Below are 22396 nucleotides of genomic sequence, written 5' to 3' on the forward strand. Positions count from 1 at the left end.
ACTTTTTGCTAAATTGGCCTTGCCTGAGCAGATCGATTTGCGTAGAATGCCCGCCCATTGTTATAGGTTTTTGCGCATGTCTAGCCTTGAGCAAAAGACATGCCTTTACGGAGTTAATCAAATGTACGCGGTATTCCAAAGCGGCGGAAAACAACACCGTGTGGCCGAAGGTCAAATCGTTCGTCTGGAAAAGCTGAACGTTGAGACTGGCGCTACCATCGACTTCAACGAAGTTCTGATGGTTGCTGCAGGCGACACTTTTAAAGTAGGTGCTCCTTTCGTTGAAGGTGGCAAGGTTGTAGCTGAAGTTGTGGCTCACGGCCGTGGCGAGAAAGTGACTATCGTCAAGTTCCGTCGTCGTAAGCACCATCGTAAGCAAGCGGGCCACCGTCAGTGGTTCACTGAAGTCAAAATCACTGGCATCAGCGCTTAATTAGAGGAGTCCGATAAATGGCACACAAAAAAGCTGGCGGTTCATCCCGCAACGGTCGCGATTCTGAAGCTAAACGCCTGGGCGTGAAGCGTTTTGGCGGCGAAACAGTTCTGGCTGGCAGCATCATCGTTCGTCAACGTGGTACCAAGTTCCACGCTGGCACCAACGTTGGTCTGGGCAAGGATCACACCCTGTTCGCAACCGCGACTGGTAAAATCCTGTTCGAAGTTAAAGGTCCGCTGAATCGTAAATACGTTAGCATCGTTGCTGAGTAATTACGGACCGCAAGGATCCGAAGCCCCGCCAACAGGCGGGGCTTTTGTTTTTCTGACGTCTTTCTGATGTCGTTGACGAAAAAACGGAACGCAGCTGACTTTGGCTCTGACGGGCATGATTGGCAAGATGCGTATCGCCCGCAGGGGTCTGTACCACTATAATTGCGTATCGGTTTTTCGAATTAAGGTGACGGTTACCTATGAAGTTTGTTGATGAAGTCCAGATTCGAGTCGATGCCGGTGACGGTGGTAACGGTTGTGTAAGCTTTCGCCGTGAAAAATATATTCCCAACGGTGGTCCGGACGGCGGTGACGGCGGTGACGGTGGCGACGTATATCTGATCGCCGACGAGAACCTCAATACCCTGATCGACTACCGTTTCGAGCGTTTCCATGCCGCCGAGCGCGGTGAGAATGGCCAGAGCGCCAACTGTACCGGTCGCCGCGGCAAGGACAAGATCCTGCGTGTGCCGGTCGGTACCCGTGCGACCGATGAAGATACCGGTGAACTGCTGGGGGACCTGACCCACCACGAGCAGAAGCTGCTGGTTGCCAAAGGTGGTTTCCACGGTCTGGGCAACACCCGCTTCAAGAGCTCCGTCAACCGTGCGCCCCGCCAGAAGAGTAATGGTACTCCTGGTGAAGTGCGTACCCTGAAGCTGGAGCTGCTGCTGCTGGCCGATGTCGGCATGCTGGGTCTGCCCAACGCAGGCAAGTCTACCTTTATTCGCGCCGTTTCTGCGGCTCGCCCGAAAGTGGCAGATTACCCCTTCACTACCCTGGTACCGAACCTGGGTGTGGTGCGTGGTGAGAACTCCCGCTCCTTCGTGATTGCCGATATCCCGGGTCTGATCGAAGGCGCAGCCGAAGGCGCAGGCCTGGGTATCCGCTTCCTGAAACACCTCGAGCGCTGCCGCGTGCTGATCCACCTGGTGGATATCTGCCCGGTTGATGGCTCCGATCCTGCTGAAAATGCCGTGACCATTGTCAAGGAGCTGGAGAAGTACAGCCCGGAACTGGCTGGCAAGCCGCGCTGGTTGGTGTTCAACAAGATGGACCTGATCCTGGAGGAAGAAGCCCAGGAGGTGATGGATCGCGTCAAGGCGGCCCTGAACCACGAAGGGCCGGTCTATGCCATCACTGCCATCAGCAAGGAAGGCACCAAGAAGGTCTGCTACGACATTCTGGATCTGCTGGATACCATGCCCCGTCAGCTGGCGGAAGATGCCAAAGACGCCATCGAGAAGGTGGAGTTCAAGTGGGACGACTACCACAAGAACCAGTTGGCCAAGGCTGAAGCGGAAGCACTGGCTGCCTCTCTTGCCTTCGATGAAGGGCTTGATGATGACGATTGGGATGACGACGAAGATGATGGCGTTGAAGTCATCTACGTCCGTGACTGATCCCCGTCACTCTCATTGAAAACCGGAGCCTGAACAGGCTCCGGTTTTTTATGTCTATCGAGCAGCAACTCATTAGATATATTTGTGATGCCACTTATTGCCTGCCACTGATAACCGATTATACTGCCCACCAAAATTAACAATAACGAAACAATCGTCTGGCGATGTCGATTGAATCGATATGCGCCGCTGTATCTTATTGTTTTAATGGAAGGTTTGCCTGTGGAAATATTTATGCGCAAATTTCTGCCTTAAGGGCTTGTTTGTGCATTTTTTTAGAGTATTCTTGCGCTCGTTTTGCCGGTTAATGCATGAATACGCAGGTTGGCCGGGCTAGGGAAAAGTAACATTAGGGCAGTCATATCATGTTGGAAAAGAGTCTCGAAGCACCTGCGGTCAATACTCGCCGTAATTTGTTGATGTTTCTGGTTCCGTCACTCATCGGGATCCTGCTGTTCATGACGCCGGTCGTCTATGACGGTAACGTCACCATCCCGGTGGCTGTGCTGGCCAAGCTGGTGCAGCGTGTTTTTGCCGATTATCTGGTCGCCATGGTCAGTGCGGTAATCACCACCACCATGCTGATGACGGTGATTGCCTGGTTGTTCAAGCCAGCGATTCTGGTGCGTCGTCCTTTCCTCAACAGTTTGTTCAATGTCTCCCCTTTCTGGGCCTGCGTGCGGGTATTGGGCGGTATCTTCGTGCTGCTGACCTTCTTCCAGGTGGGGCCAGAGGTGCTTTACTCCGGCGCAACCGGTGGACTGGTGCTCAACGATCTGCTGCCGGTGCTGTTCTCGGTCTTCATTTTTGCCGGCCTGCTGCTGCCGTTGCTGCTCGATTTCGGGCTGCTGGAATTTGTCGGCACCATGATGACCCGCATCATGCGTCCGGTGTTCCGGTTGCCGGGTCGTTCGGCTGTGGACTGCTTTGCCTCCTGGCTTGGCGATGGCAGCGTCGGCATCCTGCTGACCAGCAAGCAGTACGAAGGGAAGTTCTACACCCAGCGTGAAGCTGCGGTGATTGGCACCACCTTCTCTGCAGTCTCCATCACCTTCTGTCTGGTGGTGATCTCCCAGGTGAAGCTGGAGCACATGTTCGTTCCCTTCTACCTGACCGTCTGTCTGGCGGGCGTGGTTGCCGCTATCGTGGTGCCGCGTCTGCCACCGCTCTGCTGGAAGAAGGACATCTATGCCGATGGCACTCCCCTGTGCCGCAAGCAGGAAGCTGTGCCGCACCAGCACAGCGTGATGAGCTATGGTTTCGAGCGTGCCCTGACCAAGGCTGACAGCATGACTGATCTCGGCGCCGTCGCGCGGGAAGGGGTGAAGAATGCACTGGATATGGTGTTTGGCGTGCTGCCGGTGGTGATGGCGATCGGTACCTGCGCCCTGATGCTGGCCGAACATACCCCTATCTTCAACTGGCTTGGCGCTCCGTTTGTCCCCTTGCTGGAGCTGCTGCAACTGCCGGAGGCGGAAGCGGCTTCCAAGACCATCATGGTCGGTTTTGCCGATATGTTCATTCCGGCGGTGCTGGCCTCGACCATCGAGAGTGACATGACCCGCTTCGTGATTGCCGCCATGTCGGTAACCCAGCTGATCTATATGTCGGAAGTGGGGGCCCTGCTGCTGGGCAGCAAGATCCCGGTCAAGCTGTGGGAGCTGTTCGTTATTTTCCTGCTGCGCACTCTGGTCACCTTGCCGGTTATCGCCGGGGTGGCACATCTGCTGTTTTAAGGGCGCAGCGCAGTGAAAAACGGTCAACCTGGGTTGGCCGTTTTTTTTATGGCTTTTCCTCTTTTCTCCGGGCTTGATGGATGACGCGGGCCCTTGCTCATCAGTGTCCCTGCGGATGGGGTTGTGCTGGCTTGCGGGGACACTGCACCAGCAGGGTATGGATGGTGAAGGTGCTGATCTGGGGGAAGCTCGGGCTAATCCCCTCATCGGGTCGGTGCCCCCCCATGCTCATCTGACCGTTGGCGAAGGTGTGCTGGCTGCGATCGGTTTCCTGATAGCCCTGCGGACAGCTCAAGCTTGCCTGTTGCTGGCAATCATCCGGCGCACTGCACTCGATCTGGAATCGTTGCTGCGAGGAATCTGCGGAAGTGAGCTCAGTGACAGTAGCGGGGGCGCAACCGGACAGCAATATACTGCCCAGCAGGACAATTCTCTGTGACATAAAAGGCGCGTGCTCAGTGGAACAAGAAAAGGGTGGTAGCGTGCCGGCTGGGGCCTTGGTATCCCGCGCCGGCCCCCGTATGGGTTAGCGTGACGTTATGCTCAGATCGGACACTGGATGGTCAGCGAGTGGACTGTGTTGGCGATGCGATAGGGCTTGGCTGCCTTGTAGACCTTCTTCTCGTCGTCATAGCTTCCCCCCAGATACTGGGTGCTGTAGAGCGTCTGCTGGCGGCGGTCGGTCTCCTTGTAACCTTGCGGGCAGGTCTGGTTTGCCTGCTGGAAGCAGGATTTCATGCTGCTGCACTCGATGTAGAATCCGCGCTGGCTGGTATCGGCAAGGTGCACCGGGGTGACGGTAGGGGCGGGGGGAGACAACAGGGCGCAACCGGAGAGAGTCAGCGCGCCCAGCAGAACGAGATGTTTTGACATAGATAACCTGAACAGTGTGGTGTGACAAAGAGTGAGGGGGAGTCTGTTGCTCCCCCTTCGCTATAGGGGCACCGTTATAACCAGCCGGGGGCGCTCAGGCCAGCCCGCAAATGTAAGAAAATATGATCCCCCCGGGCTTGCGCGGCCAGCAGGATGAGCGTTCAAACAATACTTGCCTGAGATTTGTTCCGTTCGATTGCTGCCGCTTGGCAGGCAGAGTGTGGCAGGAGATAGTGATTCATTCAGGTATCCCGTGCTACATTGCCCCACTTGTTACTGGTCTGTAAATCAATGGAGTGACCCATGTCTGCCATCCGCTATTCCGTGCTCGATCTGGTGCCTGTTGCCGAAGGTTCCGTGCCTGCCGAGTCGTTTCGCCGCTCGCGGGATCTTGCCCGCCATGCCGAGGGTTGGGGTTACCAGCGCTACTGGCTGGCCGAACATCACAACATGCCGGGCATTGCCAGTGCCGCCACCTCGGTGCTGATCGGTCATCTGGCCGAGGCCACCACCACTTTGCGGATCGGCGCGGGTGGCATCATGCTGCCGAACCATTCGCCGCTGGTGATTGCCGAACAGTTTGGCACCTTGGCTTCGCTCTATCCCGACCGCATCGATTTGGGCCTTGGTCGCGCCCCCGGGACTGATCAGCGCACCATGCGGGCGCTGCGACGTATGCGCAGTGGCGAGGTGGATGATTTCCCAGCCGATGTGCGTGAGCTGATGAGCTACTTTGGCGACGAGATCGGCACGGTGCAGGCGGTGCCCGGCCAGGGGCTGCATCTGCCCATCTGGCTGCTTGGCTCCAGCCTCTACAGCGCGCAACTTGCAGCGGCGATGGGCTTGCCATTCGGTTTTGCTTCCCATTTCGCGCCCGCCATGTTGCTGCAGGCGCTGGAGATCTACCGCAGCCAGTATCGCCCCTCTGCTCGCTGGCCCAAGCCCCATGCGGTGGTCTGCATCAACATGATCGCCGCCGACAGTGAGCGGGAGGCCCGTTTCCAATTCACTACCGTGCAGCAGCAGTTCTTGCGCCTCCATCGCGGTGATGCGGGCAAGCTGCCCGCGCCGGTTGTCCAGCTTGGCGATGAGTGGGCACCTCGTGAGTTGATGGCGATGGAGCAGACCCTGGCTCGCTCTCTGGTGGGCGACCCTGAGCAGGTTCGTCACGGCCTCAAGGCGCTGCTGGCGGAAACCCGTGCCGATGAGCTGATGTTCAATGGGCCCATCGTCGATCATCAGGCCCGATTGCGCTCCTTTGAAATTGCCGCCGAGCTGATGCAGAGCCTGTGATTACACATCCTGGCACATCTGCCTGTGTGCCAGAACTTGACCTTATATCTCTTTATGTTTATTCAACTAATTGATTTTAAAGAGTTGTCAGGTTGATGTCGGCCATCTGTCGTGTCACCTTTCGTGGCGTAAGCCCTATGCTGGCCCTGTCAATTACCACAAGGAGTTCGAGATGATCGTCAGGAAGTTGAGATTGCAACGGGGTTGGTCTCAGGATCAGTTGGCAACGTTGACTGGTTTGAGTGTCCGCACTATCCAGCGGATCGAGCAGGGGCAGCAACCCGGACTGGAATCTCTCAAGGCCCTGGCCGCCGTCTTTGAACTCGATGTGGCTCAACTGGATGGATCAGAGCAACAGGAGCGCGAGATGAGAGGAAGTGACACTATGGGGCAGGATGCGGTGCAGGTATCGGCAGAGGAGCGGGCGGCAATGCGCTATGTGGAGGAGCTCAAGGGCTTCTATCACCATGTCGCCAGCTACGTGGTAGTGATCTGCGGGCTGTTTGTCATCAACTACCTGAGCAATCCGGAGTACATCTGGGCCTGGTGGCCAACCCTGGGTTGGGGGCTGGGACTTGCCTCCCATGCTGTTCGGGTGTTTCAGCCCTTCAAGCTGTTTGGCCCCGAGTGGGAGCGGCGCCAGATCGAGAAGCGGCTGGGGCGCAAGTTGTAACTTCATTCGCCGGAAAACAGGGAGCCTAAAACAGCAAGCCCGGCAGATTGCCGGGCATTGTTATTACTGCGGGTTGTGGCAATCCATACGGCAGCGACCGCCAGATTGCTGCGCACTCCCTAGCTGGCGTGAACCGGGCAGGGGGTGGTGATCAGGGAATCATCTTCATAGCGCCACAGGGTGAGGCTGTTGCCCCAGACGCAGCCGGTATCGAGCGCCTTGATATCGCTCTTGCCGGTGTTGCCCATCAGCGCTGCCCAGTGGCCGAACACCAGAATGGGGTCATCTACGTGGTGTTCGCGCTGTTCGAACCAGGGACGCAGCCCCGGGGTCGACTCCTTGGGCCCCTTCTTGCATTTGAAGTCGAGCCGGCCATCGAAGTAGCAGAAGCGCATCCGGGTGAAGGTGTTGATGATGTAGCGGTAACGGTCGATCCCGACCAGATCATCTTTCCAGCCATCGGGCTGGTCGCCGTACATGTTGTGCAGCAGCCAGCTGTACTGGTCACCGCGCAGCAGGCTCTCTACCTCGCGGGCGCAGTTGCGCGCGGTGCGGACATCCCATGCGGGGGAGATCCCGGCATGCACCATCATGATGGGCAGATCCGGATGTTCGGCCAGTAGCGGGCGGTGGCGCAGCCACTCCAGCAGTTCATCCCGCTCAGGGGCATCCATCAGGCTTTGCAGCTTGTCTTTCTTCTTGAGCGGTGCAACGCCATCGGCGACTGCCAGCAGGTGCAGGTCGTGGTTGCCGAGCACGGTAACGGCACGGTTGCCCAGATCCTTGACGAATCGCAATGTGTTGAGCGAGTCCGGGCCGCGGGCGACCAGATCGCCGCAGAGCCAGAGCACGTCTTGGTCGGGATCGAACGCGGCAAGATCCAGCAGACGGCGCAAGTCGTCGTAACAGCCCTGGATGTCACCGACAAAACAGTTCGCCATGAAACCTCAGTTGATAATATTGGGGATGGCCAGCGTGAAGGGGGCGATGGGCGCCTCAAACTGCTGACCAGAGCCATCTTGCAGGGTATAGCTCCCTTCCATCACCCCAAGCGGGGTCGCCAGCGGCACGCCGCTCTGGTAGCGGTAGGTCTCACCTTCGGCAATGACGGGTTGTTCCCCGACCACGCCCGGGCCTGCCACTTCCAGCATCTTGCCATTGGCATCGGTGATGAGCCAGCGCCGATGCAGCAGTTGCACCGGGCCGGGCCCCAGATTCTCAATCTCGATCAGATAGTGAAACTGGTAAGGGTCTCTGGAGCCCGCCACATACAGGGGGTATGGGCGGATCTCGATGTGCGGGAGTGCCACAGGATCAGGCCTGTTGCTGATCCGCCAGCCAGTTGGCGATCATGACAAACTGCTCGAGGGAGAGATTCTCCGGGCGCAGGTTGCCATCGATACCAAGCTCGGTCAGCTGGGCGTCGGTGATGAAGTTGGAGAAGCTGTTGCGGATGGTCTTGCGACGCTGGCCAAAGCCTTCGGTACAGACGCGATTCAGACAACGAATGTCTTTCGCGACTATGGTCGGATTCTTGTGCGGGATCAGGCGAACTACGGCAGAGTCCACTTTCGGCGCCGGTTTGAAGGCGCCCGGGCCCACTTCCAGCACCGGCACCACCTGGCAGTAGTACTGGGTCATCACGCTCAGCCGGCCATAAGCCTTGCTGCCCGGGCCAGCGGCCAGACGCAACACCACTTCCTTTTGCAGCATGAAGTGCATGTCTTCAACCCGGTCGGCGAACTCGCACAGGTGGAAGATGAGCGGGGTGGAGATGTTGTAGGGCAGGTTGCCGAAGATACGCAGCGGCCCCTTGCCTTCACCCATCAGGGTGCTGAAGTCGAAGCGCATGGCATCGGCTTCGATGACGGTGAGCTTCTCCTTCAGGGTCGGGTGCTCGCGCAGGCGCGCCGCCAAGTCCCGGTCAAGTTCGACCACGGTCATTTTGTCCATCTGGGCGGCAACCGGCTCGGTCAGCGCGGCCAGACCCGGACCGATCTCTACCAGATTCTGACCCGGCTGCGGGTTGATGGCGGCGACGATCTGATCGATCACATACCGGTCGTGCAAGAAGTTTTGACCGAAACGCTTACGGGCCGTGTGGCCCATGTGCACCTTACTGCTCATATCTTTTTTTCTCTACCATCTTGATGGCGTGGTTAATCGCGGTGACAAGGCTGCCCGAATCCGCCAGGCCCTTGCCTGCCAGATCCAGCGCGGTGCCGTGATCCACCGAAGTGCGGATGAAGGGAAGCCCCAGGGTGATATTGACCGAACTGCCGAAGCCCTTGTACTTGAGCACGGGCAGCCCCTGGTCGTGGTACATGGCGAGTACCGCATCCGCATCCTTGAGGTATTTCTCCTGGAACAGAGTGTCGGCCGGCAATGGGCCGACCAGATCGATCCCTTCCTGGCGCAGGGTGGCCAGAGCGGGTTCGATCACGTCAATCTCTTCACGTCCGAGATGGCCACCTTCCCCCGCATGGGGGTTGAGGCCGCAGACGTAAATACGGGGTTTGGCGATGCCAAACTTGGTGGCGAGATCCTCATTGAGGATCCGGATCACCTTGCCGAGGCGATCCTCGGTGATGGCCATTGCCACATAGGCCAGCGGAATATGGGTGGTCGCCAGTGCGACCCGCAGCCCCTCGGTTGCCAGCATCATCACCACATCGGCGGTGTTGGATTGCTGGGCAAAGAACTCGGTGTGGCCGCTGAACGAGACCCCGGCCTGGTTGATGATTCCCTTGTGCACCGGCCCGGTCACCACGGCGGCAAATTCGCCGCTCATGTTGCCATCACAGGCGCGCTGCAGGGTCGCCAGCACATAGGCGCCATTGCCTTCGTTCAGCTCGCCCGGCACCACAGAGGCGCCGAGGGTGACCGGACAGACGGTCAGGGTGCCCGCCCGCTGCGGATGAGCAGGGGCGGTTGCGTCATAGGGCTCAAGCTCGATGCTGAGCCCCAGCAGGGCTGCCCGCTCGCGCAGCAGCGCCGGATCGGCGATCACCACCAACTGGTGAGGCCAATCCTGCTGGGCAATCTGCAGCACCAGATCCGGGCCGATCCCGGCCGGTTCGCCCGGGGTAACGGCAAGGCGACGGCAGCTCATCAGCTACCAGCTCCTTCGATCTGGATGTAGGCCTCGTCACGCAGTTCATCCAGCCAGGCCTGGGACTCTTCCACGAAGCGGCGATTGTAGATCAGCTGGTAGGCGCGCTGCTCCTGAGCCTTGTCGGTCGCATCCTGGCTGCGGCGATCTTCCACCTGCACGATGTGCCAGCCATGGCTGGTACGGAACGGGGCACTGATCTGGCCCGGTTGCAGACGGTTGACCATGTCGCGGAACTCGGGGACATAGACGTTGGGATCAGACCAGCCCAGTTCGCCCCCCTGCACCGCAGAGCCTGGATCTTCGGAGTACTTCTCCGCCATGCTGGCGAAGCTGGCCTTGCCGCTCTTGATGTCGTGCAGAATACCATCCAGCATCCCCTTGGCTTTCTCTTCGCTCAAGATGATGGAGGGCTTGATCAGGATGTGACGTGCCTTCACCTCGGTCTGCATCACTTGTTGCTGACCCTTGGTGTCGAACACCTTGACGATGTGCAGGCCGGCGCCGGAGCGCAGCGGGCCGACGATGTCGCCCTTCTGGGCACCCTGTACCGCTTCGGCCATCAGGGTCGGCATCTCTTGCGGGCTCATCCAGCCCCAGTCACCCCCTTCCAGCGCCTTGGGACCGTTACTCTCGGCAATGGCCAGTTTGCGGAAGTCGGCACCCTGCTTGAGGGCGGCCAGAATGCGCTCGATCTTGCTCTTGGCGGCATCCAGCTGGGCGGCAGTGGGGTTGTCCGGCAGGGCAATCTGGATATGGCCGACGTGGTATTCGTTCTGCTGTTGACCCTGTTTCTTCAGGATCTCCACCACCTGCTTCACCTCCTGCTCGGAAATGTTGATACGGCGGCGCACCTGGTTGCGGCGCACCTCGTTCATCAGGATCTCGCGGCGCACCTCTTCCCGATACTGGGCATAGGTCATCCCTTCACGGGCGAGCTGGGCGCGCAGCTGATCCAGGGTCATCTTGTTGTCGGCTGCGATGCCCTGAATAGCCTGTTCCAGCTGGGTATCGCTGATCTTCAGCCCCTGGCGCTCCGCCAGTTGCAACTGCAGACTCTCCTGGATCAGACGGTCAAGCGCCTGTTTGCGCAGGGTGGCATCATCGGGCAGGGACTGGCCGCTCTCCTGAGCGGAGAGTTTTACCTTGTTGACCAGTGCGTCCTGTTGGCTGGACAGCACCACGTCCTTGTTGACCACGGCCAGAACCTTGTCCATCAGCTCGGGCGCAGCCAGTGCGGCCTGGCTCATGGCGCCGAACATTCCCGCGGTCAGCAGGGCAATCAGGGTCTTTTTCATATCCATCTCTCAAGGCTGGGCCAGCATCATTGCTGGCCTTTCAGATTAAACGGGCGAACATAGGGCAGCAGCTCGGTATCCAGGGTGACGCTGCGGCCACCGGTACCCACGCTGCCAAGGCCCTTCATTTCAAACTGCAGACCAATGACTTGTTCCGAAGTGGGCCTCAGGGTGACGTTGTCAGGCTGATTGTGCCACTCCAGGCTCATGTTGATGCTCCAGCAGCAGGAGTCGTATTTGACACCGATCTTGCGGTCAATGTTCACATCCTGCTTGATATCACGGTAGTAACCGCCATACATCTGCCACTGATCGGCGATCGGCGCCATCATCACCAGACCTACCTGGCTCAGATCTTCTGCCAGCGCCGGGTTGGTTGGATAGCGATAGTCCAGGTTGCCATCCTGGATATAGCGGTAGTTGAGCTGGGTGGTCAGCTTTCCGGTCCGGTATTCGACCGCACCGTTGCCAGCAGTAAAATTCCACTCAGAGGTGTCGTACTGGGTACCCGCATGAGCAAACCACTCATCAGTGATCCGGGCATCCCCTTCAAACGAGAGCAGGGAGCGGGCGTTGGTACTTTCCGGATTTGACGGGTAGAGGCGCACCTTGGGGGGGTCACTTCGAAGGCCTGGGCCACCGCCAGACGCAACCGTTCATCACCCACATTGTCATAGACCCGGCTGGTCAGGCCAACGGTGATCCGGTTGGCATCGCTGATGCGGTCGAGACCGGCAAAGCGGCGATCACTGAACAGGCTGTAATAGTCCTGACGGGTGGTGGTGGTGTCGTAGATCCCGATCTCGTCCTGATTTTTGTAAGGGATATAGAGGTACTGGAACTCGGGCTCCAGGGTCTGGGTGCCCTTGCCATCATACCAGTCGAGCGGCCGATCGAAGTTGACGCCTCCCTTGAGGCGGAAGGACGGCAGAGTACGGGTAATGGTGCCGTCTTTCAGGGTCAGCTGTTTGCTGTCTGCATCGGTGAAGCGGCTGCGATCCTGGCTAACCAGATCCTTGGGCACCTCCTGGTTGTAGGAGGTAAACATCAGCTTGTACTGGCTGGTCAGGTAGTAACCCGGTGCATCCACCAGAGGTACGGTCAGGGTGGGGGCCAGGTGCAGACGGGTGGCGGTATAGCGCTCACCGGCCTGCTGGGTGGTGGCACTGCCACTGTCATAGCCAAACTTGGTCAGTTCGCTGTTCCAGGCCAGATCGAACCACTTGCCCTGCTGATAGTAGTTGTAGTCGATACGCGGCAACATCTCGTGGGGCAGCAGCGCATACGGACTCAGGATCTGGTAGCGGCGCACCTCGGAGGTGAGGTTCCAGTTGTGCTGGTAGTAACCGGCGGTAAAGGATTGCTGCAACTGGCTGTCGACCTGAGTGCCCACTTGCGGGCTGAAGTCGTTGAAGTAGTTGTAGTCCTTGTCGCGCACCTGGGTGTAGTCGATGCCAAAACGCAGGCTGCCATCCATCAGGGCGGAACCGTGACGTATGTTCATCAGGTAGCGATGGCCATCGGACAGGCCAGCCAGACTCGGATTGCTCGGGCTGTACTGCTTGTCATCTGCCAGATTTTCAAAGTAGAGAATGCCTGCATGGGCGGGGTCCGGCATGTAGCGGAACTCCACCTGTTCCATCAGGCCGCGTTTGTCCATAAAACGGGAGGTGATGGTGGCATCGTAGTTGGGGGCAATGTTCCAGTAGAAGGGCTGGGTAATATCCATGCCGTTGCTGGAGCTTTGCTTGTAACCCGGATAAAGCAGACCTGTCTTCCGCTCATCCTTGATGGGGAAGTTGATATAGGGGAAGTAGAACACCGGGTAGTCATAGAGCCAGAGGCTCGCGTTCCAGGCTTCACCAAACACCTCTTTCTGGTCGATGTCGATGCTGCCGGCCTTGAGGGTCCACACTTCCTGACCGGGGGGGCAGGTAGTGTACTGGGCCCCCTCCATGGTGATGTTCTGGTTGTTGTTGGTCATCACTACGCGCTTGGCAAAGCCGCGCACCGGTGAGCCATGCACCTGATACTTGCCCTCTTCCAGCTCGGAGTTCTTGGTATCCAGGTTGGATTTGAGGGTCTTGTCGCTGGTGACGGTCACCTGACCATCGTTGTAATAGATGTTGCCGATGGCGATGACATCCCGGCTCTTCTGGTCGAGCTGGGCATAGTCGGAGTCAAACTTGCGAACACCCTGACGAACCTTGACGTCACCTTCATAGACGGCGGTGCCGCCCTGTTTGGCCTCGAGACGGTCAGCATCAACCTCGACCGGCTGTGCGTTGGCATCCTGATCCGATGCAGGCTTCTCTATCTTGGGAACATAGTCATAGCAGAGACTATCGAGAATGCCGGTGGCTGGCGGCGCTTCGAACGGGGCCGCCTGCACCATCATTGGGGTGAGTGCGGGGGCCAGGCTGATAGTCAGGGCGATGGGATAGCGGTACCCCAGTGTCCATTTGGTCATGTGAAAGACTCGTGCAATCCGTGATAGATACGGTTGATCCAAGGCATGCATTTTACGACAGGTTTCATCGAGTTGACATTGCATGTCATTGCTTTATGTTAGCCGGCAATGATAAAGCATTATTGCGGCCAGGGCTAACAGCCAAGTGCTGCTTTCCACCTTGGTCCTCTACTTATGCACGATCGCGATTCCCTGCTATTGCAGTGGGCACGCCGTATTTCCGGTGATGCCAATCTTCAGTTGACCCTCATTTCCGGTGATGCCAGCTTCCGTCGCTACTCTCGTGGTGGTGGTCTGGTTTGGGTGGATGCCAATCCGAAAACCGAAAAAAATCATGAGTTTGTTCGTAACGCGGCCGCCTTGCAGGCGCGTCAGCTGTTGGCGCCAGAGGTCAAGGCGGTGGACTACGAACAGGGTCTGCTGGCGGTCAGCGACCTGGGTGATACCCAGCTGATCAGCTGCCTGAACGAGCACAATGTGCTGGCCTGGTATGGCAAGGCGATTGATTTGCTGCCCCGCCTGGGGGCGGTTGAACTGGCGCTTGAACCCTTCGATGCGGCTTTTATGGCGCGGGAGAACAGCATTTTCCCCGAGTGGCTGCTGGGTCATCATCTGCAGCTGACCCTGAGCCATGAAGAGCAGCAACTGCTGGACGAGACCTTTGCTTGCCTCACCGCCTGCAATCTGGCTCAGCCGCAAGGGGTCATGCACCGTGACTTCCACAGTCGCAACCTGATGGTGTGCGGCGGTGACAATCCTGATAGCAGCGAACTCGCCATCATCGATTTTCAGGATATGGTCATCGGGCCGCTTACCTATGACTTGGTTTCCCTGCTGAAAGATTGCTACGTGCGCTGGTCGGACGAGGTGATCGATGAAGGGATGCGCCACGGCTTTGCCACCCTGCAACAGGCGGGTCTGCTTGGCGAGCTCGATTATGCCAGTTTCCGTCGTGATGCCGACCTGACCGGCATGCAGCGCCACCTCAAAGCGGCGGGGATCTTCACCCGGCTCTATCATCGCGACGGCAAGTCCGGCTATCTCAAGGATATTCCCCGTACCCTCGGCTACGTGGTGGATGTCTGTCGCACTCATGGTAGTGCCTATCCGGTATTGGCCCGTTTTGGTCAGTGGTTGGAGCAGGTGGTGTTGCCGGGGATCGCCAATGCAGGGGTAAAACCATGAAGGCGATGATCCTGGCCGCTGGCCGTGGCGAGCGGATGCGCCCGCTGACTGACCTGCTGCCCAAGCCGCTGCTGGCGGTGGGGGGCAAGCCGCTCATCGTTCATCACATCGAAAAACTCAAAGCCGCTGGCGTGACCGAGTTAGTGATCAACTACGCCTGGCTCGGCCACAAGCTGGTCGAGAGCTTGGGTGATGGCCGTGCGCTTGGCGTGACCATCCACTGGTCAGCCGAGGAGAGCGCGCTGGAGACCGCGGGCGGCATCGTGCAGGCGCTGCCACTACTGGGGGCAGACCCTTTTCTGGTGATCAACGGCGATACCTGGCTCGATCTCGATTATCACACTCTGGTCAGCCAGCCCCTTGGCGATGATTTGGCCCACCTTTGGCTGGTGCCCAATCCGCCCCAGCACCCGAGCGGGGACTTTGCCCTGCAAGAAGGGCGAGTCGTGGATACGCCAGCGTTTACCTTCAGCGGGGTCGGACTATATGATCCGGCGGCCTTTGCCGGTCTCGCGGGCGGCGCCCGCAAACTGGCGCCCCTGCTCCGTGACTGGATGGCGCAAGGGCGGGTGGGCGGCAGCCTGCTCGCTGGCGAGTGGCGCGATATCGGCACGGTCGACCGTCTGCGCGAGCTGGATGACCAGCTCCAGGCCCGCACTCATTAACTTCAAGAGGTCTTGAACCATGCGTATTTGGGGTAAGGTGCTGGGCGCCTTCTTCGGTTTTCTGCTCGGCAATATCATCGGCGCCCTGATTGGCCTCTGGATTGGCCACCGTTTCGACCGTGGCATGGGGCTGCAGGGGGCGTTTCGTCGCGGTCCGAGTCAGGAGCAGCAAGCCGTCTTCTTCCACGCCACCTTCTCGGTGATGGGTCATATCGCCAAATCGAGCGGTCAGGTGACCGAGCAGGAGATCCGGGTTGCCTCCAACCTGATGGATCGGATGCGATTGGTGGGGGAGCAGCGTGCCCGGGCACAGGAGTCGTTTCGTCTCGGTAAGGAGGCCGACTTCCCGCTGCGCGAGACCCTGGCCGAGTTCCGCCGTGCCAGTCTGGGGCAGCGCGATATTCTGCGCTTCTTCCTCGAGGTACAACTGCAGGCGGCCTTTGCAGATGGTCGGGTAGAGGAGGGCGAGCGCGCCATTTTGCACACCATTGCCGACGAACTGGGCTTCAGCCGCATCGAGCTGGCTCGCATTCTGGCAATGGCCGAGGCGCAGATGAACTTCTTCAATCAGGCCCATGGCCAGTATCAGGGGGGCCATTCTGGTGGCCAGCAGTATCGGCAGGAGGCACCCTCTGCGGATCGCCTCAAGAATGCCTACCAGCTGCTGGGGGTGAGCGAGAGCGACAGCGATCAGGATATCAAGCGCGCCTACCGCAAGGAGATGAGCAAGCATCACCCGGACAAGTTGGCCGCCAAAGGGCTGCCGCCGGAGATGATGGAGATGGCCAAGGAGAAGACCCAGGAGATCCAGCAAGCCTGGGAGTGGATCCGCGAGGCCCGCGGCATCCGGTAAGCGCCAAAATCTGGCTGTAACAGACAATAAAAAGCCCCGCAGCAGTGCGGGGCTTTGTTTTGTTGTTTTATCCGGGTTGGCTTACTTGGCCGGAATCGCTTCCAGCACGTGCACCAGCAGTTGCCAGAAACGCTCGACCGCCGGGATATGTACCTTCTCGTCAGGGGAGTGGGCCCCGCGGATGGTCGGGCCGAAGGAGACCATGTCCCACTCCGGATAGGCGCTCTTGAACAGACCGCACTCGAGGCCAGCGTGGATCACCATGACGTTGGGCATGGTGCCAAACAGTGTCTGGTAGCTGTTGCGTACCAGCGCCATGACGGGGGAGTCCACGTTCGGCGCCCAACCCGGATAGGCACCGGTGAATTCGCAGCTGGCGCCTGCGAGGGTGAACAGGGAGCGGGTCATCTGCTCGATGCTCTCGCGGCCGGAGTCAATGAGGGAGCGGATCAGGCACTGGACGTACACTTCGCCATCCTGAGTCTTGATGACCCCCAGGTTGGTCGAGGTTTCGGTCACGCCGGGCATGGCATCGCTCATGCGCATCACGCCGTTCGGGCAGGCCATCAGGGCATCCAGCAGGCGCTGCTGCAGGGAGACGCTCATCAGCTTGGCCGGTTTGGCGGCGCTGTTGACCAGCACGGTCAGGTTTGGCTCGGTGGCGGCCAGTTCGGTCTGGTAGATCCCGGTGTAGCGGTCAACCAGCGCCTTGAACTCGTTTACGCTGGCAGCAGGCACCAGCAGGGTGGCACGGGCTTCGCGCGGGATGGCGTTGCGCAGGGTGCCGCCGTGGATCTCGGCCAGACGAACGCCCAGCGGCTCGGCTGCTTTGAGCAGACGCACCAGCAGCTTGTTGGCGTTGCCACGTCCGCGATGGATATCGCAACCTGAGTGGCCGCCACGCAGCCCTTTGACCGCCAGCTCGAACGCTTCACCTTCAGCAGCATCAACCAGCTCGAGCGGGAAGCGGATATTGGCATCCACACCGCCAGCGCAGCCCATATAGACTTCGCCATCCTCTTCGGAGTCGGTGTTGAGCAGAATTTCGCCCTCCAGCCAGCCTGCTTCCAGACCGAAAGCGCCGGTCATGCCGGTCTCTTCGTCTGTGGTCAGCAGCACTTCCAGCGGACCGTGCTTGATGGTTTTGTCAGCCAGCACAGCCAGGCAACCGGCCATGCCGATGCCGTTGTCGGCACCCAGGGTGGTGCCACGGGCCGTAACCCACTCGCCATCGACATAGGCATCGATGGGATCGGTCGCGAAGTCGTGTTTGGTGTCGGCGTTGGCCTGCGGCACCATGTCGATGTGGGCCTGCAGTACCACGGCTTTGCGGTTTTCCATCCCCGGGGTGGCCGGTTTCTTGATGATGATGTTGCCGACCTTGTCCTGCTTGACTGCCAGACCTTCCCCTTGAGCCCATTGGATGATCCAGGCGCTCAGTTTGGCTTCATGTTTGGAAGGGTGGGGAATGGAGCAGATCTGTTCGAAGAAATGCCAAATCAGTTTGGGAGAGAGAGAGCTAAGCTGTGCCACGTCGGGACTCCTTACCAGCACGGAATTAACAGGGCCCCATCAGCGGGCCGGGGAAGAGGATAACGATAATACAGTCAATCACACAAAAATGTGAGCAATCAGCGCAAATCGCAGGCAGCTTGTGCTGGCTGATGGCAACCAGGCAGTACGATCGTCAGGTTCGGACGACGCTGACCGATAGAAAAGAAAATATGTGACCGAACTCACAAAAATATTGAATTTAACGCACCGACTGGTAAATTAGCTCCCGTGGTTCGCCACCCGTCAGGATGACGATGAAAGCCTCCAGGGAACCGAAGCAAAGCAAGTGCGCCTCCATGGAACCGAGTGTTCGTTCAAGGATTTGAGCCCGCATTAAAGGTACGTAACTTGTTAAGCAATCAGGAGTTTCAATATGCCAGGCAGCAACTCAACCTATTGGTTTGCCCCCTCTTTGTATACCCAGGGTTTCAGCTACCCTAACCCCTTCGTCACTCGTCGCTAAGACGAGCTGCCCAACCAGGCAGAGGCGAGAAAGCAGCAGGTGCGTGAGGTAAATCCTCCCCCTGCTATTTTTTTATCTGCGATTTGCCGCACAGCCCATTTGGGCTCGGCAGCAGGAACGGCAGGTTAGTCGTTTGGCGCTCGAGATGGGCCGAATGGAGAGGGTGATGCCGATTTTTCCTGTTTTTGGCATACGTTTGCCAGGCATTTTCTCTGCAAACGGTGCTATCATATCGGCCCAACAGCCTGTCCGCGGTTTGGACACTTCATCTAACCGATCGCCGGATAAGCCCATCTTGCTTCCATTGTTATCAGATTTGCTGCCGAGGCTTAGCCCTGAGGCAGCCGAAGTGCAATCTGAATTCAGTCGGGCAAGGGCCGCCATTTACTGGCATCCGTAGGAATAATTGCGGATGTTGTTATTTTAAGTGATTGTTTTTAAATAACTATTCGAGATCGATAACATGCCGAAAAAGTTCTATGTGTCGTGGGACAACCTGCAACGTGAAGCTCGCCGTCTGGCCCGTCGTCAGCTGCCTGTCAGCCAGTGGAAAGGTATCATTGCGGTCAGCCGTGGTGGTCTGGTGCCCGCAGCCCTGATGGCCCGTGAACTTGGCATTCGTAATGTGGAAACCCTCTGCATCTCCAGCTATGACCATGACAGCCAGCGCGAGCTGGTGGTCGTGAAGGCAGCCACCACCGCCGGTGACGGCGAAGGTTGGTTGGTGGTGGAAGATCTGGTGGATACCGGCACTACCGCCAAGGCGATCCGCGAGCTCTACCCGAAAGCCAAGTTCATCGCGATTTTCGCCAAGCCGATGGGCGAAGCGCTGCTGGACGATTTCGAAGTGGCGATCCCGCAGGATACCTGGATCGAACAGCCGTGGGATATGGCACTGGAGTTCGCCACACCGATCTGCGACGAAAAGTAACGGGATCGGGATGTGACGCTCGCTGCGTCCATTGGTCGCAACCGGCAATAATGGTTTCACAGGGCTCCAATTTGGAGCCCTGTTTTTTTGTGTATCAATCTGTTGCAGGGTGGCTGATGGGCAGTAAAAGTGGTTAAGATGAGCTATTGCCTGATATGAATGGGACACTACCTTGGACTTGAACGAAGACCTAAACCTGACCGAACAGCTCTTTACCCGCGTCAAGAAGGTATTGGAAACATCCGAGATCTCCAACTCCAGTGCGGCTGATCTGGCGCAAGCCGAGTCAGACGAGATGTTTATCGACGGATCCATGTCAAAGAGCTGGTATCGCCTGCTGCGCCGTCCCTCCTGGACCTGGCAGGGGGCAGATCCCATCGAAGTGGAGCAGACCCTGGCCCGCATCGCCATGGCGACCGGCGAGCGCACCCACGATTGCTATCTCGATACCATCAAGGGCTATGTGCCCGGCAACTGGATCTACGAATGGAGTCAGGTGGCTGGCAACTATTTCAAGCAGGGCCGTGAATTGCGCGAGAAGGGGGATACTTCTGGCGCCCTGAAGCAGCTGCTCAAGGCGGTGCGCTACTACTCCATCGCCAGCTATCCCCATCTCAAGGATGACGAGCTGGCGGATCAGGCCCAACTGCTTGGCAACATGGCCTATCGCGAGGCAGGTCGCCTGTTCAAGGTGCCGCTCAAAGAGATCCAGGTGCCTTTTCGCGGCAAGCATATTCAGGGTTATCTCCACCTGCCGACGACCGAAAAACCGGTGCCGCTGGTGATCATCAGCGGCGGGATCGACTCCCTGCAGCTCGATTTCCTCAACTTCTATCTCAAACGGCTCGAGCCCAACGGCATCGGCATGCTCTCCCTCGATATGCCCGGGGTCGGCTATGCCGAGCATTGGCCGCTGGTGCAGGATACCAGCCGCCTTCATCAGGCGGTGCTCCATTACCTCTCCGAAGTGGCTTGGGTCGATCATCAGCGTATTGCCATGGTGGGGATGCGTCTGGCGGGCAATATCGCGGCCAGACTGGCCTTTATCGAGCCGTTCAAGCTGCGCACCGTGGTCTGTGTCGGCGCCGGGGTCAATCAGGTGTTTACCAATCAGGAGCTGTTTGCCAAGTGCCCGCGCATGATGCGGGACAGTCTGGCCAACCGGTTGGGGGCGGATGCGGCTCAGTGGGACGGCATGCGTACCAAGTGCCAGGTATTTTCACTTAAAACACAAGGATTACTGGGGACTCGCACCTCGGTGCCGATATTGAGTATTGGACACAAGCGAGATTTTATTTGTCCCGAGCAGGATGTACGGGCATTGGCGGCGGCCAGTCGTAACGGCAAGGCCATCGTTTTCGACAAACAGCCTTTGCTGGAGGTGTATGACAAGGCGCTGGACGAAATCGTCGAGTGGCTGAAACAGCATTTGTGTACCTGACATTGCGCTAAAGAACTGACGCCATCCCGAGGTGGCGCGGCTTGTTTAACAGGGAGGTTAACATGTCTGAAAGAGTGACCTACAAGCGACTGCTGAGGCAGTTTGCTGCCATTGGCCCCTATTTGCGCGAAGATCTCTGCGAAGAGGGGCGTTATCGTTTCGACTGCCTGTCGGTCTGTGTCAGCGCCAAGCCGGCGCCGGACAAACGGGAGTTCTGGGGCTGGTGGCTGGTGCTGGAGCAGGACGATCACCATTTCCGTTACCACTATCAGCTCGGTTTCTACAATGCTGATGGTGAGTGGCTGGACAAGCCGATCCCCAAGAAGCACCAGGTAGAAGTGGAGCGGACCCTCAACCGTTTCTACAAGCTCATCAGCGACAAACTGACGGCACTGGAGTGCCAGTTAGCGCCAGCGGATCAGGTCACCAATGAGTTGACCGTGACCGCTGCTTGATCCCTGATGCCCGGCGAGCAGCATCCCGCTGTTTGCCGGGCCATCAGTCAGCCATCTCCCCTTCCGCCCGCAATCATCCGGGCCTTTGCTTCATCTCCTCACCCCGGTGTTAATTGCCTTGCAGGGCTCCATGGCCGTGGGTATAAAGATATTCCTTACTTTTTAGCCTTTATGCTCCCATGGAAAACAGAACCATAGTCGTCAAGTTGGGCACCAGCGTGCTCACAGGGGGGTCTTCCCAGCTCAATCGTGCCCATATGGTCGAGCTGGTCAGACAGTGTGCGGCCTTGCACCGTCACGGCCATCGGGTCGTGGTCGTCACATCAGGGGCTATCGCCGCCGGGCGTGAACATCTGGGTCACCCGCCACTGGCGCCAACCCTGCCCAACAAGCAGATGCTGGCGGCGGTTGGTCAGACCCAGCTGATTCGGGTATGGCAGGATCTGTTCAACCTCTACGGTCTGCATATCGGCCAGATGCTGCTGACCCGCGCCGATCTGGAAGATCGGGAACGCTACCTCAACGCCCGCGACACCATGCGCACCCTGCTCGATCACCGCATTATTCCGGTGATCAACGAAAACGATGCGGTGGCGACCGCCGAGATCAAGGTCGGCGACAACGACAATCTCTCCGCACGGGCCGCCATTCTGGCGGATGCTGATCTGCTGATCCTGCTGACTGACCAGAAGGGGCTCTTTACCGCCGATCCGCGCACCAATCCCGATGCCCAGCTTATTGAAGAGGTGCAGACTATCGACGATACCCTGCGCTCGCTGGCGGGTGACAGTGTCAGCGGCCTCGGCACCGGCGGCATGGCTACCAAGCTGCAGGCCGCCGATGTGGCGCGCCGCGCTGGTGTCAATGTGGTGATCGCGACCGGCCAGATGCCGGAGGTGATTGGTCGTCTTGCCAAGGGCGAGCGGATTGGCACCCTGTTCCCGGCGCTGGCGTCCCCGCTGGAAGGGCGCAAGAGCTGGATCCTGGCAGGCCCGCCCCCTCACGGCGAAGTGCATGTGGATCAGGGTGCTGTCGCCGCCATGAAGGATAAAGGCTCCAGCCTGCTGCCCAAGGGAATCGTCGCGGTCAAGGGCGACTTTATTCGGGGCGATGTGGTGCGCATTCTTGATCCCAAAGGCGCCGAGCTGGCTCGCGGCATCTGCCGTTACGACCATCTGGAGCTGGATAAGCTGCGCGGCGTCCACTCGGATCAGATTGAACAGGTGTTGGGCTATGGCTATGGCTCTGTGGCCATCCATCGAGACGACATGGTGCTGCTCTAA

General features: G+C 58.6%; 21 protein-coding genes and 1 pseudogene. 13 read left to right on the forward strand and 9 right to left on the reverse strand.

Features of this window, described 5'->3' with window-relative positions; all coding sequences use genetic code 11:
• The first annotated feature begins 121 nt into the window (after window positions 1–121).
• The 4 genes from rplU to ACTG1P_RS17410 all read left to right on the forward strand — a co-directional run bounded on the left by rplU (window position 122) and on the right by ACTG1P_RS17410 (window position 3847).
• Window positions 122–433: a 50S ribosomal protein L21 gene (gene rplU, locus ACTG1P_RS17395; protein WP_005304210.1), complete on the forward strand. Its 312-nt coding sequence runs from the start codon at window positions 122–124 to the stop codon at window positions 431–433.
• A gap of 17 nt (window positions 434–450) precedes the next feature.
• On the forward strand, window positions 451–708 hold the full coding sequence (rpmA, locus tag ACTG1P_RS17400; RefSeq protein ID WP_005339028.1) for a 50S ribosomal protein L27: 258 nt from the start codon (window positions 451–453) through the stop codon (window positions 706–708).
• A 200-nt stretch (window positions 709–908) separates the two neighbouring features.
• Window positions 909–2111 (forward strand): Obg family GTPase CgtA, encoded by a 1203-nt coding sequence (gene cgtA, locus ACTG1P_RS17405; protein WP_005339026.1) that lies wholly within the window; start codon window positions 909–911, stop codon window positions 2109–2111.
• A 365-nt stretch (window positions 2112–2476) separates the two neighbouring features.
• A complete protein-coding gene (locus tag ACTG1P_RS17410) occupies window positions 2477–3847 on the forward strand; it encodes a YjiH family protein (RefSeq protein ID WP_005339025.1) in 1371 nt (456 codons plus the stop codon).
• A 100-nt stretch (window positions 3848–3947) separates the two neighbouring features.
• Here the strand turns inward: ACTG1P_RS17410 and ACTG1P_RS17415 are convergent, their stop codons facing one another.
• The gene (locus ACTG1P_RS17415) at window positions 3948–4289 is read right to left on the reverse strand and encodes a hypothetical protein (protein WP_440001811.1); all 342 of its coding nucleotides are present in this window, start codon (window positions 4287–4289) and stop codon (window positions 3948–3950) included.
• Window positions 4290–4390: 101 nt separating this feature from the next.
• A complete protein-coding gene (locus ACTG1P_RS17420) occupies window positions 4391–4720 on the reverse strand; it encodes a hypothetical protein (RefSeq protein WP_440001812.1) in 330 nt (109 codons plus the stop codon).
• 303 nt (window positions 4721–5023) lie between these two features.
• Between ACTG1P_RS17420 and ACTG1P_RS17425 the strand changes: the two genes are divergently transcribed.
• Together ACTG1P_RS17425 and ACTG1P_RS17430 are read left to right on the forward strand one after the other, a co-directional pair.
• Window positions 5024–6013: a luciferase-like monooxygenase gene (locus ACTG1P_RS17425; RefSeq protein WP_440001813.1), complete on the forward strand. Its 990-nt coding sequence runs from the start codon at window positions 5024–5026 to the stop codon at window positions 6011–6013.
• 172 nt (window positions 6014–6185) lie between these two features.
• The gene (locus tag ACTG1P_RS17430; RefSeq protein ID WP_021231934.1) at window positions 6186–6686 is read left to right on the forward strand and encodes a 2TM domain-containing protein; all 501 of its coding nucleotides are present in this window, start codon (window positions 6186–6188) and stop codon (window positions 6684–6686) included.
• 119 nt (window positions 6687–6805) lie between these two features.
• Here the strand turns inward: ACTG1P_RS17430 and ACTG1P_RS17435 are convergent, their stop codons facing one another.
• From ACTG1P_RS17435 to lptD, 6 genes and pseudogenes are all read right to left on the reverse strand, one after another.
• Window positions 6806–7627, reverse strand: a complete 822-nt coding sequence (locus ACTG1P_RS17435) for a symmetrical bis(5'-nucleosyl)-tetraphosphatase (RefSeq protein WP_440001814.1) — start codon at window positions 7625–7627, stop codon at window positions 6806–6808.
• Between the two features lie 6 nt (window positions 7628–7633).
• Entirely contained in the window at window positions 7634–7996 is a 363-nt protein-coding gene (apaG, locus tag ACTG1P_RS17440; protein ID WP_204419561.1) for a Co2+/Mg2+ efflux protein ApaG, read from the reverse strand.
• A gap of 4 nt (window positions 7997–8000) precedes the next feature.
• Window positions 8001–8813 carry a 16S rRNA (adenine(1518)-N(6)/adenine(1519)-N(6))-dimethyltransferase RsmA gene (rsmA, locus tag ACTG1P_RS17445; protein WP_439997217.1) on the reverse strand — a complete coding sequence of 271 codons (813 nt, stop codon included), beginning with the start codon at window positions 8811–8813 and terminating at the stop codon, window positions 8001–8003.
• Complete coding sequence (pdxA, locus tag ACTG1P_RS17450; protein ID WP_440001815.1) at window positions 8803–9798, reverse strand: 4-hydroxythreonine-4-phosphate dehydrogenase PdxA; 996 nt, start codon at window positions 9796–9798, stop codon at window positions 8803–8805. Before pdxA ends, rsmA begins: the two co-directional genes overlap by 11 nt.
• Window positions 9798–11096: a peptidylprolyl isomerase SurA gene (gene surA, locus ACTG1P_RS17455; protein WP_042054946.1), complete on the reverse strand. Its 1299-nt coding sequence runs from the start codon at window positions 11094–11096 to the stop codon at window positions 9798–9800. The genes pdxA and surA overlap by 1 nt, the downstream gene beginning before the upstream one ends.
• Window positions 11097–11122: 26 nt before the next feature.
• A pseudogene (lptD, locus tag ACTG1P_RS17460) lies at window positions 11123–13566 on the reverse strand (LPS assembly protein LptD).
• 174 nt (window positions 13567–13740) lie between these two features.
• On the opposite strand from lptD, the gene ACTG1P_RS17465 reads away from it, so the two are divergent.
• The 3 genes from ACTG1P_RS17465 to djlA are packed head-to-tail and all read left to right on the forward strand — an operon-like array spanning window position 13741 to window position 16269.
• Window positions 13741–14751 (forward strand): aminoglycoside phosphotransferase family protein, encoded by a 1011-nt coding sequence (locus ACTG1P_RS17465; RefSeq protein WP_440001816.1) that lies wholly within the window; start codon window positions 13741–13743, stop codon window positions 14749–14751.
• Window positions 14748–15416, forward strand: a complete 669-nt coding sequence (murU, locus tag ACTG1P_RS17470) for an N-acetylmuramate alpha-1-phosphate uridylyltransferase MurU (protein WP_440001817.1) — start codon at window positions 14748–14750, stop codon at window positions 15414–15416. The genes ACTG1P_RS17465 and murU overlap by 4 nt, the downstream gene beginning before the upstream one ends.
• A gap of 19 nt (window positions 15417–15435) precedes the next feature.
• Complete coding sequence (gene djlA, locus ACTG1P_RS17475; protein ID WP_278168600.1) at window positions 15436–16269, forward strand: co-chaperone DjlA; 834 nt, start codon at window positions 15436–15438, stop codon at window positions 16267–16269.
• 81 nt (window positions 16270–16350) lie between these two features.
• On the opposite strand, the gene ACTG1P_RS17480 is transcribed toward djlA, so the two are convergent.
• Window positions 16351–17802, reverse strand: a complete 1452-nt coding sequence (locus ACTG1P_RS17480; RefSeq protein ID WP_124930147.1) for an aminoacyl-histidine dipeptidase — start codon at window positions 17800–17802, stop codon at window positions 16351–16353.
• A 947-nt stretch (window positions 17803–18749) separates the two neighbouring features.
• Between ACTG1P_RS17480 and gpt the strand changes: the two genes are divergently transcribed.
• From gpt to proB, 4 genes are all read left to right on the forward strand, one after another.
• Window positions 18750–19217 carry a xanthine phosphoribosyltransferase gene (gene gpt, locus ACTG1P_RS17485; protein WP_005339007.1) on the forward strand — a complete coding sequence of 156 codons (468 nt, stop codon included), beginning with the start codon at window positions 18750–18752 and terminating at the stop codon, window positions 19215–19217.
• A gap of 172 nt (window positions 19218–19389) precedes the next feature.
• Window positions 19390–20658 (forward strand): esterase FrsA, encoded by a 1269-nt coding sequence (gene frsA / locus ACTG1P_RS17490; RefSeq protein ID WP_064338704.1) that lies wholly within the window; start codon window positions 19390–19392, stop codon window positions 20656–20658.
• 62 nt (window positions 20659–20720) lie between these two features.
• Window positions 20721–21113 (forward strand): sigma factor-binding protein Crl, encoded by a 393-nt coding sequence (crl, locus tag ACTG1P_RS17495; protein WP_005339003.1) that lies wholly within the window; start codon window positions 20721–20723, stop codon window positions 21111–21113.
• A gap of 179 nt (window positions 21114–21292) precedes the next feature.
• Window positions 21293–22396, forward strand: a complete 1104-nt coding sequence (proB, locus tag ACTG1P_RS17500) for a glutamate 5-kinase (RefSeq protein ID WP_005338991.1) — start codon at window positions 21293–21295, stop codon at window positions 22394–22396.

Origin of the sequence: Aeromonas sp. 11P (assembly GCF_051920165.1) — a bacterium.
Taxonomy (GTDB): domain Bacteria; phylum Pseudomonadota; class Gammaproteobacteria; order Enterobacterales; family Aeromonadaceae; genus Aeromonas; species Aeromonas veronii.